Genomic DNA, 13824 nt, shown 5'->3' on the forward strand with positions numbered 1-13824 from the left:
GGATAACCTGAAAAATCAGGTGCACTATCGTTGTTGTCTTGTGGGGGTGCTTTTTGCCTTCTGTTCGCTCATCCCCGCAGTCGGCGGCGCGCTCATCTACGTGCCCACCGCGCTATACGTGCTAGCGGGGGGCAGCACCTCGGGCGCGATCGTGATAATGGCGTATTGCGTGATACTGATCTCGACGCTCGCGGACAGCTTCGTAAAGCCGCTCGTGATAAAATTTATCAACTCGCGCTTAGTAGAAAACCCCGCAAACATCAACGAGATGCTGATCTTCTTCTCGATGCTTTCGGGCATCAGCACGTTTGGGTTCTGGGGCGTGATCTTGGGGCCTGCGATTTTAACGCTATTTATCGCGGTGCTAAATTTATACGATTATCTAAAAAAGATAGAATTCGAGTAGGGCTTGCGCCGCTTGGCGCTTTTAAATTTATGAAAATGCCGCCCGTAAAGTGCAATGCTTAGCACGTCCTTGCGGCTCTCTCGTCCTTGCGATTTTGTCTGCTTGCGCTCTTGCGCGGGCACAAAGCTTTTAAATTTAAAGGCGAATTTTAATTTCAGCTGCTGCTCGCGCTCTTTGACGAATTTTAGAGCAAAGATCGCGAGTATCGGCGAGGTTATTTTGGGTCGCGTCATGCGGCGGCGCAGTATTTTTAAGCTACACCGCGCGGCGTGGCGAAATTTTATGGATTAGAGTTTAAATTTAAAGTAGTCGATAATAAAAGAAAGAATTTTAACTTCAGCTCTAGCAAGCAATGCCCAGCAACTCAATATCCGCTTTCGTTGCGTTCTCCTTGCGAGTTAAAATTTATCTTATTCTTTTGATTCTTTAAATTTTGGTATTGTTTGAAAAGTATGTCCGTCTCATGTTTATAATCGTATAAATTTTTATTATAAAATATCGTTTTATAATCGAGATTGTTCCCCTTGTCGTATATTGAAATGAAAGAAAATATATATTCTCTATTGCAATCCATATTTTCATCAATTATCTTTTTATAGTTATAGCAAAACGGGTATATGCTCTTTTTTTGTTGATAAAATATATCCCTAAATATAGAGTTTAAAAGCCTTCTATAACATCTATTTTCTAGAGTAATTATGTCAAGTTTTTTAGTTTTTATTTCGTGCGTAATTGGTAATTGTATGTCATTTTTACTTATAAATACAAAATCAGTAAATAGGTCGAATGAGTGGTTGGCGCCATCTCCAAACCTCATATATATAAAATTCTCTATAAAATTTCTCCATCTTCGTCAATCAAATGCTCTTGCTCCCAAGGATAAAAGAGGCGTAGCTTTAAAATCTCGTCGTTTTCTACAATCTCTTCGGCGTTTTGTATAGGTTCGCCGTTTTTGCAAATTTTAGAGCCCAGATCCATTAGATAATCAAAATTTAGCCTTTTATCCAGCTTCCAAAATTCGCATCTGTCGTCGGGATATTTATCGCCGTTGCACCATGAAAATCTTGCGCTCTCATAGCCGTTTTTGTCTAAGTGAATATCCGCCATCTTGCCGAAATCTATTTGTGGATAATTATCTAAGTAGTGAAGTTTTTTTAGGTAATCTTTTAAATTTAACTCTACGATCTCTCTTTGCGTCAGGTTTTTATCGCTAAAATCAAGCGCTTCTAAGATTGCCGAAATTCTATATGCAGGTAGCAAGGCAATAAATATACAGAGCCAGATTAGAAAAACTATTATACAAAGGTATTTCAGGCGCAAATTTACTCCTTCGGACAGATTTGCGCTATATTATCTAATGCAAGCTTAACGAGCCCATAATTCGCAGCGCGCTTGCGATTAGGCGGCTTGCTGCAAAAATTCTAAACTTGCTTGCGCAGTTAAATTTAGCGGTAAAATTTTAAATTTTAAAATTTGCGGCGGCGATTTAGACTCGCACTTTGCCGCCGTATTTGATCTGGCTCGGGTCTTTTTCGTCCAGCTCGCGCATTATCTGCTCGCCGTTGTCGAAGTTTGCCGCGGCGATATCTGCGTCCAGATCGGAGTATGAGTAGATCATCATCGCCTCGCTTACACCCTCTATGACTTCTATCGCGCGAAATGCGGCGATCTCGTCCTCGAAGCTCTCCGCGCTAATCGTGGCTACCGCCTTGCCGTCCTCACACGCTACGAACTCGCAGCCGCCGATACTTTGCAACTGCTTGCGAAACGTCGCTACGTCAGTATTTGCGCCTAGATAGATCACGACGCTTGAAATATTCATTTTAGCCCCCAAAAGTAGATATATCTATTGTACCCCGAGCCCACGAGATACTCTCCTGCGAAAAGCAGATAGTTGATGATGTCGTTATCCAGCTCGATGCTGCGGACGATATCGCCTGCTTTATCGATTACGCGCACGCCGTTACCAACGGTAAAAGCACCCAGCTCGGGGCTTAGCGCCACGGCAAAAACTGCAAAATGGGCATTATAGAATTTGCTAAAATCGCCGTTTTCGTAGTAGCACGATCTTTCTTTGTCGTTCGAGCCGCTCATCATACGATCGCCAAGCAGCGCCACGGAGTAGATCCCGTCCTTGTGTAGGGATTTTTGACTCATAAGCTTTTTCGCTTTCGCGTCGAAATAAAATACGATGCCGCCTTCGCACGAGATTAGCAGCGTTCCGCTGGAGCGGTCGTAGGCGCTACCGCCCAAAGACGCGATGGTGAGCTTTTGCTCGAAGCTTACCTTGCCGCTAGACAGGTCGAAGTATAAAATTTCGCTACCAAGACCTAGCAAAATCACGGTGTTTTCGTCATAGAAATAGACGTTTTTGATCCCCGTCATCGGTAGCTTGTAGTGCGTGATCTTGCCGTCTGCAAACACGCCCAGCATCTTTTCAAACGCATCGCCGTTATACAAAAATGCGTATTTTTCGCCTAGTTTATCGACGTCGAATATGGTAGCGCTCATCGGCTCGTCTAGGTAATTTTTGGACGAGGGCAGGGCGAAAATTAGCGTTTTGGATATTGCGCCCGATGCGGAATTTGAGGCGGAATTTAATGCCGTAGAATTCTCGGCAGAATTTTGCGCCGTAGAATTTGCCGCTGCGGAATTTACGCTCGCTTTTGCATTGAAATTCTGCGCTGCATCGGAATTTGTGCTTGCGGCGGAATTTTGATCTGCGAGATTTTGCCCGGCGGTGGAATTTCGCGCGGAACTCTCCGCAGAGTTAATGGTAATTTTATAGAGCTTGCCGTTGTCAAGCCCTGCGTAAATTTCGCCGTCTAGATTTTTTAGCACCGCGACATTTGCGTCAAGCTCTAGTATGAAGCTAGCGTGTTTGATCTTTGCAGGCGCATCTATGCCCACAGCACCACTAGGTATTGCAACGCCGTTGCCGGCATAGATGAAGTAGGCGCAAAGTAGTAGCGGTGGTAAAAATTTCATCGTGCGCTCCTACTCAACCTCGGCGCCTTGATTTAGCGTATCTATGAGATTAGAAGTGGAATTTGCATCGCTAAACCTGCTAAAATCGGCTTTGAAATTATTTTTCACTAGCGGATTGGTTTGGGCTTGCGGTACGTGGCATTGAGTGCAGTTGAAGCGCTGCTCGGCTAGCGTGCCGTTTAGATCCGTGCCTGTGCGAAAGTCCACCAAGTGGCTTTTTGGGATCGGCGTAGAGCCTACATCCTTAGCGACATCGGGCATATGGCAGGTTACGCACATATTGTTATCCTTTGTGATCGGTACAAGCCCTTCTAAGCTGTGCGGTATAAGCGGTGGAGCGTTTTCGAAGCTGCGCTCGATTTTCGAAGCTGCGCCCGGAGCATCCTCGCTATATTTGAAATCGGGCAGGGAATTTTTATTTTGCGCCGATTCGTCTACGCTTTTTATAAAGCCCAAGCTGTCGGCGTCTATAGAAGCCGTCTTGTCCGCGGCAAATAGCGCCGCACAGCATGCAAGAGCCAAGCCTAAAACCATTTTTTTCATTTTTTCACTCCTAATATACTAAAATTTAACGCATCGTCGTCGCATACGTCGATACAGCGTCCGCAGCTAATACACTCGCTGCTAACGCGCCCGTTTTCGCGCCCGACCATCTTAAGTACCTGCACTTCGGGGCAGACCATTTTGCATTTGCCGCACATCGTGCATTTATCAACCTCGTGGCGAATGCGAATGACGCTAAAATAGCTAAGCGCCGCCCAAAATCCGCCGAGCGGGCATAGCCGCGAGCAGATAGTGCGATCGCCTGCAAAAATTTCAAAAACCACGATCAGTAGCGCGATTGCAAATGCACTGGCACTCAGCGATATGACGGCGCGCGCGAAAAGCGAGATAAAGCTTACGCTCTCAAATGCCGCAAAGCCGAAAGCTCCGCTGCAAACAAGCGCTAACACCGCTAGGACGTAGCGAGCTTTGCGATTTACGCTAACGAGTCTAGTTGTTATGCCAAGTCTCTTACGAAGCCACGCGGCAAGATCGGTTAGTAAATTTATCGGGCAGACCCACGAGCAATATAATCGCGGCGCTATAAGCGCATAAAATGCTCCTACGATAACCGCTCCGATAACCGCCGTAGTGCCTAAAGAAAAGCTAGCTAACAGCATCTGTGCCGTCGCAAACGGATCGCTTAGGTTAATCGTGCCGAAAAGTTTCGACGAGCTTAGATTGCCCTTTAGAATTCCTGATAAAATTCCGTTTTCGCTCGCGGCTTTGAAGGCGAAATTATTTCCTAAAATAAAAAGGACTAGAATAGAAATTTGGCTCAAACGCCTTAAAATAGTATATTTCATTGCCTAGCCCCCTCCATTAGATCGTCCTCGTTTAAGTAATCCCTGCTTTTTTGCGGATCGAGCTTAATTTTGGTGTCTGCGTCCTTTAGCTTCGCGTCGTCGCCCTTGATCCAGCCTTTGACGTAGTTGTCGCTGGAAATTCCTATGACGCGCTCGCGCTCCACGACGCTGATAGCCGCCTTTTTCGTGACGCAGGCATGCTCGCACTTACCGCAACCCGTGCAGTAGTCGCTATCTACGACAGGCACGAGCAGGGCGTGCTTTTCGGTGCGGTTGTTGTGACGATAATCGATCCTAAGCGCCTTATCCATTACGGGGCAGCTTCGCACGCACGCGTCGCATTGGATGCCCGCATAAGCGATGCAATGCTCCGTATCTATGACCGCAACGCCCATTTTCGATAGACGCACGTTAAGCTTGGAGTCTTCGCTTACCAGGCTTTTATCTAGTGCGTCGCTAGGACAGGCCGCGACGCAAGGTATGTCGTCGCACATATAGCATGGAATTTCGCGCGGGATAAAAAACGGTGTGCCGTTTGCAATAGCATGATCGCAAAAGCTCGCAAGCTTAAGCGTATCAAATGGGCACGCCTCGACACAAAGTCCGCACCTTAGGCATTTGCTAAGAAATTCTTTCTCGCTTATAGCTCCGGGCGGGCGGAGTCTGGCGTGCTCGCTGGAGTTTGCGACTCCGAGCCCCAGAACGCCTACGCCCGCAGCTAAAGAAAGAATGCCTAAGACCTCACGCCTATCCATAATTTACGCCTTGTAAATTTTAACCGCGCATTTTTTGTAGTCGGTCTCTTTTGAAAGCGGACAGGTATGATCGAGCGTGACGCGGTTGATATAAACCTTCTCATCAAAAAACGGCACAAAAATAAGCCCTTTCGGCGGAATGTTACGTCCGTGGAAGTCCACGCGCGCTTTTACCTTGCCGCGGCGCGACTCGATCCAGACGATTTCGTTTTGTTGTACACCGATTTTAGCGCCGTCGGCTTCGTTCATATAGCATCTTGCCTCAGGCACCGCGCGATAAAGCTCCGGCACGCGCATAGTCATAGTGCCCGTATGCCAGTGCTCCAGCACGCGACCCGTACATAACCAGAAAGGATACTCCTCGCTTGGCACTTCTACAGGATCCATATATGGACGGAAGAAAATTTTAGCTTTATTGGCAAGGCTTGTTTTTTCTTCGCCAGAAGTAGCGGATTTCAGATCGCCACTAGGAAGCGCCGCTTTGGCGTTGCCATAAAAGGCAAAGTCACTATCCGGAGCCGCTTTTTTAGCATAAGGATCGTATTGGGCGTTAAAGCGCCAAAGCGTTTCTTTGCCGTCTACGACCGGCCATCTAAGACCGCGCACTCGGTGATATGTATCGAAATCGGCTAGATCGTGTCCGTGACCGGTGCCGAATTTTCGGTATTCCTCCCAGAGATATTTTTGAATGAAAAAGCCATAGCCTTTAAATTCTTTGCCGTCGCTGCCGATGATGGCGCGAGAGTCGCCGTTTACTTCGGAGTTATCGAAGCTTGCCATAATTGGATCTTTTGCAGCGAAAGCCTGAGCGTCTTTGTTTGCAAATAGCACTTCAAATAGTGTAGTCTCTGGCGTATAGCCGAATTCTGAAATTTTATCCAATACGTTTGGAAGCGTGAGCTTATCATTTACCTTTATCTCGCCCCAGAAATCCTTGAGTTTGAAGCGCTTGGAAAACTCTAACATCTGCCACGTATCGCTCATAGCGTCGCCCACCGGAAGGACCTGCTGCCTCCACCACTGAGTTCTGCGCTCGGCATTACCGTATGCGCCCCATTTTTCGTAGATCATCGCGGTTGGCAGGATTAGATCGGCTACCTTTGCGCTTAGTCCCGGATATGGCTCGCTTACTACGATGAAGTTATCCATCTCGCGCGCCGCGGCTATCCAGTGGTTTGCGTTGGCGATCTGCTGCCACGGGTTATTTACCTGTACCCATAGCCATTTTATCTTGCCATCTTCAAGATTACGCAGAGCCTGCACATAATGTGCGCCCGGTTTTGGATTTATCGTACCCTCGGGAAGCTTCCAAATTTTTTCGGAAACCTTTCTGTGAGCGGGATTTGCCACGACCATATCAGCAGGTAGGCGGTGAGAAAACGTGCCCACCTCTCTAGCTGTGCCGCAAGCGCTAGGCTGACCGGTAAGCGAAAACGCTCCGCAGCCAGGTTTGGCTTGCTTGCCAAGAAGGAAATGTACCATGTAGCTTTGCTCATTGACCCAGGTTCCTCTTGAGTGCTGATTAAAGCCCATCGTCCAAAAGCTTACTACTTTGCGGTCCTTTTCGATGTAATAATCTGCCAGCTGCTTTAGCTTGGTCTTAAACGCCTCTAAATCCTCACTTTCGTCACCCTTAGCTAAAGGCGCTACGAAATCTAGCGTGTAAGGCTCCAGCGCTTTTTTAAATTCTTCGAAGCTTATGAGCCAGTGAGCATCCGATTTGTCAGAGTGTTTGTTTTCGAGTACGTCGCCCTCTTTCATACCCAGATATGCTAACGTAACGCCCTCGGATTTGCTTAAAATTTTGGATTTTTGCTTGGCTGCAGTATCGAGCTCGGTCTTGCGGTATTTTTTATGATTTATATCTTCTCGCAAGCCGTAGCCGATATCCACAGGACCTGTAGCGAATACGCAGTGCTCTTTAATAAATTTTTCGTCTATCATCTCTGGATGGTTATAAACGATCTCTCGTGCTATGTAGTTCCATATCGCAAGATCGGTATTTGGACGGAATATAATTTCGATATCGGCGATGTTTGAAGTGCGGCTAGAGTAGGTCGAGAGATTTATAACTTTTACGCGGTCCGGGTTGCGAAGCTTGTGGTCGGAGACGCGAGACCAAAGGATCGGGTGCATCTCAGCCATATTCGCGCCCCAAGCGATGATGGTATCGGTTAGCTCGATATCGTCGAAAACGCCCGCAGGCTCGTCGATACCGAAGGTTTGCATAAAACCTACGACGGCGCTGGCCATGCACTGGCGAGCATTAGGATCGAGATTATTGGAGCGAAAGCCCGCCTTTACTAGCTTTGCTGCGGCGTAACCTTCCGGGATCGTGTATTGACCGCTACCAAGTACGGCAAAGCCCTCGGGACCGCCTTCGTTATAGGCTCGCCTAAAATGCTTCTCCATTTCGTCGAACGCTCGTTGCCAGCTGATCTCGATAAATTTTCCCTTTTTGTCGAATTCGCCTTTGGAATTTACGCGCAAAAGAGGCTTGGTGATGCGATCGGCGCCATACATGATCTTTGCGTTAAAATAGCCTTTGATGCAGTTTAGACCGCGATTTACGGGCGCTAACGGATCGCCTTTGACTGCTACGATTTTGCCGTCTTTGGTGGCTACCATAATGCCGCAGCCGGTGCCGCAGAAGCGACAGGCCGCCTTGTCCCAGCGCCAGCCTTTTTCGGCTTCGTCCGCAGCACTAAGACTGCTAGGCAAGCTAATACCCGCAACGCTACAGGCAGCCGCTGCTGCAGAGCTTTTTATAAAGTCTCGTCTATCCATGAGATTAACCTTTCGTTTAGAATGTAAATTTCTATTAACGTTTTGGATAATAGCATAAAAAAACGGCTTAGTCTAGATTAAAATCAAGGTTTTTTCTACATAGATTTCAGATATAAGATAATAATTTTATAAATTTTAAATTTAGTGGCTTAAATTTTATCAGGATAGCGAGTTTTTGATAAATTTTAATATATATTTTCATTGAATCAAATTAATATAATATACCGATAAATTAGCATTAAAATTTCATCAAAATTTAATCGCGCTTTGAAATAAAACGGAGCGTAATAGAATTTCAAAATTCTGTTAAAATTATAAAACTTAGCTTAAAAAGCGTCTTTCGCGATAAGCGATAAATTTTACGCGCAAATACCGTCGTCGTCGAAGCGAAAGCGTAAAATTTAACTATTCAATTTAATATGCGATATTTGCATATTGCTTAAATTTTGCTTAAAAAAATTCACTAATTTAAAAATTCTTTTATAATCTAGAAAGTATAATAGCCGTGCAAACCAAAATTCTTGAAAGGAATATTATGCAGTCCAGAGAAAAGATTGTCAAAACGACTTGTCCTTACTGCGGCACCGGCTGTGGTATCGATCTTATCGTAAAAGACGGCAGGATCGTAAACGCGCGCCCTACGCAGGCCCACCACGTGAATGACGGCGAGCTATGCTTAAAAGGGATGTTCGGCTGGGAGTTTGTAAACTCTCCAAAACGCCTTGCCAAACCTATGATCCGTAAGAAAAACGGAGTATTTGATAGAAGCGGTAAGCTTGAGGAGGTAAGCTTTGAAGAGGCTTACGATTTCGTAGCGTCTAAATTTAAAGAGACCGTCGCTAAATATGGCCCAAGCTCAATAATGGGCTTTAGCTCGGCGCGCTCAAATAACGAAGACAACTACGTTTTTCAGAAATTTTTCCGAGCTCAGGGCAGCAATAACGTCGATCACTGCGCCCGTCTTTGACACGCTCCTACAGTGGCAGGTCTTGCCAACACGCTAGGAAACGGAACGATGACGAACGATTTGGTAGAATTCGCTACCGATACGGACGTATTTTTACTCATCGGCACAAACACGAGCGAGTGCCACCCGATCATTGCCATGCAGATGCAGCGAGGCTTGCAGCGCGGCGCCAAGATGATCGTAGTAGATCCGAAGCGCACCGATATGGCGAAAAAAGCCGATATCTATTTGCAAATCCCGGTGGGTGCGAACATTAAGACGCTAAATACCATTATGAATGTTATCATTGCTGAAAATCTGCAAGATGACGAGTTTATTAAAAACTACGCTCACGGCTACGAGTATTTAAAAGAAGCGGTTAAGGACTTTACTCCCGAGCGCTTCGAGGCTGAGACGGGCGTGAAAAAAGAGCTCGTAATCGAAGCTGCTAGAATGTATGCTAAAGCAGGCGCAGCGGCGATCTGCTACACGATGGGTATCACGCAGTTTAGCGACGGTACCTCAAATGTCTTTTCGCTTTCAAATTTAGCTATTTTGACGGGAAATTTAGGTAAAAGAGGCGCAGGCGTAAATCCTTTGCGCGGTCAAAACAACGTCCAGGGTGCATGCGATATGGGCGCGCTGCCTAACGTCATCCCGGCAGGTGCGGTAAATTCCGCTTACGCTCAGGAGCAAGCGCGCAGAGTATGGCACTTCGAGCTAAATCCAACTCCAGGCTTTAAGCTTACGGTCGCACCCGATAAGATGGATAGCGGCGAGCTGAAGCTGCTCTACGTTTACGGCGAAAACCCTGTAATGAGCGATCCTTGGACGGAGCACTTCGTGCATGCAACGCACCATCTGGATTGCTTTATCGTGCAGGATCTTTTCTTTACCGAGAGCGCACAGAAGGCCGACGTCGTACTACCTGCTGCCGGATGGGGCGAGAAGGACGGCACCTTTTTAAATACTTCCCGTCGCGTCCAGCGCACGCGCAAGGCAAGCGAGCCGGCTCCTGGCGTAGAGCCTGATTGGAAGGTCGTTTGCAATATCGCACAAAGAATGGGACTTGAAGGGTTTGATTTTTTAAGTGCGGAAGAAATTTGGAACGAAGTGCGTGCATTAATGCCTAAATTTTTCGGCGGTATTAGCTACTATAGACTAGATAAGCTAGGCGGCATAAGCTGGCCATGTCCTGATGAAGATCATCCGGGCACACCGGTTCTTTACGCAGATCATAAATCGATGCTGCCTGACGGTAAATTTAGAATGGTGCCGGTGCTTTACGTGGATGATAAAGAGGAGCGCGCTAAAGCTGAGGCGGATTTTAGAGCCAAGATGAAAGTCCCTGATGATTATCCAGTGGGAAGCGGCGCGCTTAGCGAGATTCCGGATGAGATTTATCCGTGCTTATTTACGACGGGGCGTAAGGTTTATCACTACCATACTGGCACGATGACGAGAGAGTGCCGTGCGCTAGAGTACGGCGCGGGTGCAGAAGGCGCGCTCATCGAGGTAAGCCCCGACATCGCACGCGAACGCGAGCTTACAGAAGGCTGCTACGCGCTCGTTAAAAATAAGCGCGGTCAGATCGCTGCGAAGCTTCGCATAAATCCGGATCTGAAAGAGGGTACGATATTTACGACTTTCCATTACAGCGAGGCCGACGGCAACGAGCTCGTGCATGCGGGCGATCTGGATCCGCTATCTGGCATCCCACCGCTAAAGATGACGATCGCAAATATCAGAAAGCTTAGCGAGAGCGAGTTTATCGAGTTCAGAAGACAAAACGAGATGTCGATGCACTCCGAGAAACCTTATCTATCGCCGGTGCATAGGTAATTTGGGCGGTAAACTCCGCCCGCTTTGCAAAGATGAAATTTAATCGCAGCTACGGCAAAATTTGATGAAATTTTATCTTTGCGGGCGCTTCATGGCCGCTTGTGCTCACGGTGCAAGCGGCTCGTGGAATTTTCCACGCGATTTTTTAAATACAAAACTGCGAGCGCTTTAAATTTACGCACGCCGCTTCAGTACTACGGCTTTACTTCGGCGAATTAAGGCTATTTAAGCAAAATTTCACTACGATACGGGCGAAATTAAAATAAGGAAGGTCTATGGAGCCGATTTATAGGGCGGAGATAGTTAAATTTAAAGGTGATGAAAGAAGGATCGTAAGCGATATCTTGGTTCGCGAGATCAAGCTTGAAATTTTGCTAAACGATAAGCGTTTCGGCGCGCTGATGGCGACTCCGAGCGATTTAAAAGCGCTTGCGATAGGCTATTTGCTGAGCGAAAATTTGATCTCGGATCCAAGCCGTATAAAAAGCATAGAGCTCGCGCCGGACGGACTTAGCGTGAATGTTTGCGGCGAGATAAACGAAAAGCGGCTAAATAGCTTCGATGCCGAAAAGGTCATCATCAGCGGCTGCGGGCGCAGCTCTACCGCAAATATTGATCCTGCAGCGATGGCGGCGCGCAAAGTCCGCTCGGACGCTAAATTTCATAAGAGTGAAATTTTAAATTTGATGAGCGAGTTTTACACGCAGTGCGAGCTTTACGAGATGACCGGCTGTGTGCACACCGCAAAGCTCTTTACCGCGGGCGGCGAGTATTTTATCGGCGAGGATATCGCCCAGCACAATACCATCGATAAATCGGTCGGCAAGGCGGTTTTGGCGGGGTGCGATACGCAGGGCTCGCTTCTTTTGGTAAGCGGCAGGCTAAGCTCTGAAATGGTCGCCAAAGCCGTGATGAGCGGCATTAGCGCGCTTGTTTCGCGTACGGCTCCTACGAGCCTCGGCGTCGTGATTGCACGTAAATTTGATCTTACCCTTTGCGGCTTCGCTCGCGGCGAAAATTTAAACATTTATAGCGGCGAAGAGAGAATTTTGAGTTAAGAGGGCGGCATGGAGATAGATATTAAGATAGACGATAAAAAAGCAAGCGAGATCAAAAGGCTGATTTTAAATTTACTAAATCCAAGCGGCAAGCTTGATTGCGGCGCGGCGTTTAAGATCGCTGCCAAATTAGGCGTAGATGCAAGCGTCGTAGGAGATCTCGCGGCGCGCGAAGGGATACGGATAGATCGCTGCGAACTCGGTCAATTCGGCAAGCTGCAATGTAGCGGAGGTAGCATAAAAGCGCTGCAAAAGCTAGATCCGCTTTTGGATGAGAAAAGACGGATTTTTTGCCGTGACGCCCGAGCCGTAGCTAGCGGCGGAGTGGGGTTTGATACAGTGCGCTCTACGCTTAAGGAGCACGGCATAGACGTGAAATATTGTCAGCTGGGCTGCTTTAAGGAGAAGAAAGGCAAAAGAATGAGGGTAAAAACAAAAACTTGGATCGAAAATGCGCAGGGCGAGCTCATTTTCGGCAAGGGCAAAACCGAAGTGCTGGACGTGATCGCTCAAACGGGCTCCATCTCTAAAGCCGCCGAGGTTTTGGGGATGAACTATAAAAAGTGCTGGAGCCATCTGCAAATTTTACAAAAAAATCTACAAGAGGAGCTCTTTAGCACCAAGCAAGGCGGCGGCAATGCCGCAGGCACGACGCTAAATGCACGCGCCTATGAGCTGATCGCTGCATATAAGCAGCTGCAAAGCGATATAGAAAACTACGCAAACGAGCGCTTTAAGGAGCTTTTTTTGAAAAAAGAGGGCGAGAAAGACGCAAGTAAAGCGGCAGATAAAAACCATTAAATTTAAAGGAGAAAACGATGTTTGTAAAGCTAAACGACCGAACCTATCTAAACAAAGACAGGATCACGCGCATCAAGGTAGATAGCGTCCAAGACGGTATCAGAATTCGCTTCTACGAGGGGCAGTTTCAAGTCGCCAAAAGCGGCAGATTTGAAAGCGAAGAAAAAGCTATGGAGTGGCTGCAGAAAAATTTTATCGGCAAATAGACGCCAAGCGCACTTCATGGCCGCGCGAGCAGCTTGAGAACAAATCCCGCAAAATACGCTTTTGGTGATACGGTAGCGGCTTGCCGCTCATTAACACTACGATAATTCGGTGGTTTGTGCTTTCAAGAAGAGCTTGCGCAAAGATGTTGCGGTAAATTTACGGCGAGCGAGCTTCGGATATAATGCCTAGCGTAGGTGTAAATAGAAGATGTAGCTACGCAAATAAGGTCTATGACGACATTCGTTCGCCAAATTTACTCGAAAGATTTCATCATTCAAACCCGACTTAACCGCATTTCTCAGCTAGCTTTGCCTATTTCGCCTATATAGTATTTATATTTTATTAAGTACTCATTGGATATAGTCGCGGGCAAAATTCTAAGGGGAAATTTTGAAAAGCTTTAAACTTCGGTTTATTTATGCCGTCTGCGTGGTAGTCGTATGTGCGCTGTATCTGCTAGCCGAAAGATTAGGTCTTACAGAACGCAAACAAACCCATTTTACCGTTACTTCAGATACAAATGTCTCAAAAGTGCCGGGTCTTAGCAAATACGCAACCCAAGAAGAGGTCGATAGCTTCGCATTTCGCTACTGGGATATAGATTACAATTCAAATCCAGAAAACGTATTTAAAGAACCCGCCATAGACGTAGAGCTAAAAAGACTTTTAAAAAGCAAGCAAACTG

At 46.9% G+C, this 13824-nt stretch carries 14 protein-coding genes and 1 pseudogene; 6 read left to right on the forward strand and 9 right to left on the reverse strand.

Features of this window, described 5'->3' with window-relative positions; genetic code table 11:
• A partial coding sequence (locus Q0372_RS00820; RefSeq protein ID WP_298101452.1) for an AI-2E family transporter occupies positions 1–406 on the forward strand: 406 nt, incomplete at its 5' end.
• On the opposite strand, the gene Q0372_RS00825 is transcribed toward Q0372_RS00820, so the two are convergent.
• The 9 genes from Q0372_RS00825 to napA all read right to left on the reverse strand — a co-directional run bounded on the left by Q0372_RS00825 (position 379) and on the right by napA (position 8285).
• Positions 379–639, reverse strand: a complete 261-nt coding sequence (locus Q0372_RS00825; RefSeq protein ID WP_298101454.1) for a hypothetical protein — start codon at positions 637–639, stop codon at positions 379–381. The two genes, Q0372_RS00820 and Q0372_RS00825, sit on opposite strands and share 28 nt — an antisense overlap.
• 131 nt (positions 640–770) lie before the next feature.
• Positions 771–980 (reverse strand): hypothetical protein, encoded by a 210-nt coding sequence (locus Q0372_RS00830; protein ID WP_297882211.1) that lies wholly within the window; start codon positions 978–980, stop codon positions 771–773.
• Positions 981–1237: 257 nt separating this feature from the next.
• Positions 1238–1726 carry a hypothetical protein gene (locus Q0372_RS00835; RefSeq protein WP_298101457.1) on the reverse strand — a complete coding sequence of 163 codons (489 nt, stop codon included), beginning with the start codon at positions 1724–1726 and terminating at the stop codon, positions 1238–1240.
• Between the two features lie 166 nt (positions 1727–1892).
• On the reverse strand, positions 1893–2228 hold the full coding sequence (locus tag Q0372_RS00840) for a chaperone NapD (protein ID WP_298101459.1): 336 nt from the start codon (positions 2226–2228) through the stop codon (positions 1893–1895).
• Positions 2225–3394 carry a hypothetical protein gene (locus Q0372_RS00845; protein WP_298101460.1) on the reverse strand — a complete coding sequence of 390 codons (1170 nt, stop codon included), beginning with the start codon at positions 3392–3394 and terminating at the stop codon, positions 2225–2227. The genes Q0372_RS00840 and Q0372_RS00845 overlap by 4 nt, the downstream gene beginning before the upstream one ends.
• 9 nt (positions 3395–3403) lie before the next feature.
• On the reverse strand, positions 3404–3937 hold the full coding sequence (locus Q0372_RS00850) for a nitrate reductase cytochrome c-type subunit (protein ID WP_298101462.1): 534 nt from the start codon (positions 3935–3937) through the stop codon (positions 3404–3406).
• Positions 3934–4743, reverse strand: coding sequence for a quinol dehydrogenase ferredoxin subunit NapH (gene napH / locus Q0372_RS00855; RefSeq protein WP_298101464.1), 810 nt, complete (start codon positions 4741–4743; stop codon positions 3934–3936). The genes Q0372_RS00850 and napH overlap by 4 nt, the downstream gene beginning before the upstream one ends.
• Entirely contained in the window at positions 4740–5498 is a 759-nt protein-coding gene (gene napG / locus Q0372_RS00860; RefSeq protein ID WP_298101467.1) for a ferredoxin-type protein NapG, read from the reverse strand. Before napG ends, napH begins: the two co-directional genes overlap by 4 nt.
• A gap of 3 nt (positions 5499–5501) precedes the next feature.
• The gene (napA, locus tag Q0372_RS00865) at positions 5502–8285 is read right to left on the reverse strand and encodes a nitrate reductase catalytic subunit NapA (RefSeq protein WP_298101469.1); all 2784 of its coding nucleotides are present in this window, start codon (positions 8283–8285) and stop codon (positions 5502–5504) included.
• A gap of 535 nt (positions 8286–8820) precedes the next feature.
• On the opposite strand from napA, the gene Q0372_RS10365 reads away from it, so the two are divergent.
• From Q0372_RS10365 to Q0372_RS00895, 5 genes and pseudogenes are all read left to right on the forward strand, one after another.
• Positions 8821–11073: a molybdopterin-dependent oxidoreductase gene (locus Q0372_RS10365; protein ID WP_366810307.1), complete on the forward strand. Its 2253-nt coding sequence runs from the start codon at positions 8821–8823 to the stop codon at positions 11071–11073.
• A 275-nt stretch (positions 11074–11348) separates the two neighbouring features.
• Entirely contained in the window at positions 11349–12131 is a 783-nt protein-coding gene (gene fdhD / locus Q0372_RS00880; RefSeq protein WP_298101470.1) for a formate dehydrogenase accessory sulfurtransferase FdhD, read from the forward strand.
• A gap of 9 nt (positions 12132–12140) precedes the next feature.
• Complete coding sequence (locus tag Q0372_RS00885; protein WP_297882023.1) at positions 12141–12932, forward strand: LysR family transcriptional regulator; 792 nt, start codon at positions 12141–12143, stop codon at positions 12930–12932.
• A 17-nt stretch (positions 12933–12949) separates the two neighbouring features.
• On the forward strand, positions 12950–13138 hold the full coding sequence (locus Q0372_RS00890) for a hypothetical protein (RefSeq protein WP_005869215.1): 189 nt from the start codon (positions 12950–12952) through the stop codon (positions 13136–13138).
• Positions 13139–13529: 391 nt separating this feature from the next.
• Positions 13530–13824: pseudogene (locus tag Q0372_RS00895) on the forward strand (hypothetical protein); the annotation flags it as partial.

It is taken from the genome of uncultured Campylobacter sp. (assembly GCF_937997405.1).
Taxonomy (GTDB): Bacteria; Campylobacterota; Campylobacteria; order Campylobacterales; family Campylobacteraceae; genus Campylobacter_B.

What these genes read in the sequence shown, in the direction of transcription:
- napG (WP_298101467.1), bottom strand. Translation starts at nt 5,498, where the DNA reads ATGGATAGGCGTGAGGTCTTAGGCATTCTTTCTTTAGCTGCGGGCGTA.
- Q0372_RS00845 (WP_298101460.1), bottom strand. Translation starts at nt 3,394, where the DNA reads ATGAAATTTTTACCACCGCTACTACTTTGCGCCTACTTCATCTATGCC.
- Q0372_RS00830 (WP_297882211.1), bottom strand. Translation starts at nt 980, where the DNA reads ATGGATTGCAATAGAGAATATATATTTTCTTTCATTTCAATATACGAC.
- Q0372_RS00825 (WP_298101454.1), bottom strand. Translation starts at nt 639, where the DNA reads ATGACGCGACCCAAAATAACCTCGCCGATACTCGCGATCTTTGCTCTA.
- Q0372_RS00890 (WP_005869215.1), top strand. Translation starts at nt 12,950, where the DNA reads ATGTTTGTAAAGCTAAACGACCGAACCTATCTAAACAAAGACAGGATC.
- Q0372_RS00840 (WP_298101459.1), bottom strand. Translation starts at nt 2,228, where the DNA reads ATGAATATTTCAAGCGTCGTGATCTATCTAGGCGCAAATACTGACGTA.
- Q0372_RS00850 (WP_298101462.1), bottom strand. Translation starts at nt 3,937, where the DNA reads ATGAAAAAAATGGTTTTAGGCTTGGCTCTTGCATGCTGTGCGGCGCTA.
- napH (WP_298101464.1), bottom strand. Translation starts at nt 4,743, where the DNA reads ATGAAATATACTATTTTAAGGCGTTTGAGCCAAATTTCTATTCTAGTC.
- fdhD (WP_298101470.1), top strand. Translation starts at nt 11,349, where the DNA reads ATGGAGCCGATTTATAGGGCGGAGATAGTTAAATTTAAAGGTGATGAA.
- Q0372_RS00885 (WP_297882023.1), top strand. Translation starts at nt 12,141, where the DNA reads ATGGAGATAGATATTAAGATAGACGATAAAAAAGCAAGCGAGATCAAA.
- napA (WP_298101469.1), bottom strand. Translation starts at nt 8,285, where the DNA reads ATGGATAGACGAGACTTTATAAAAAGCTCTGCAGCAGCGGCTGCCTGT.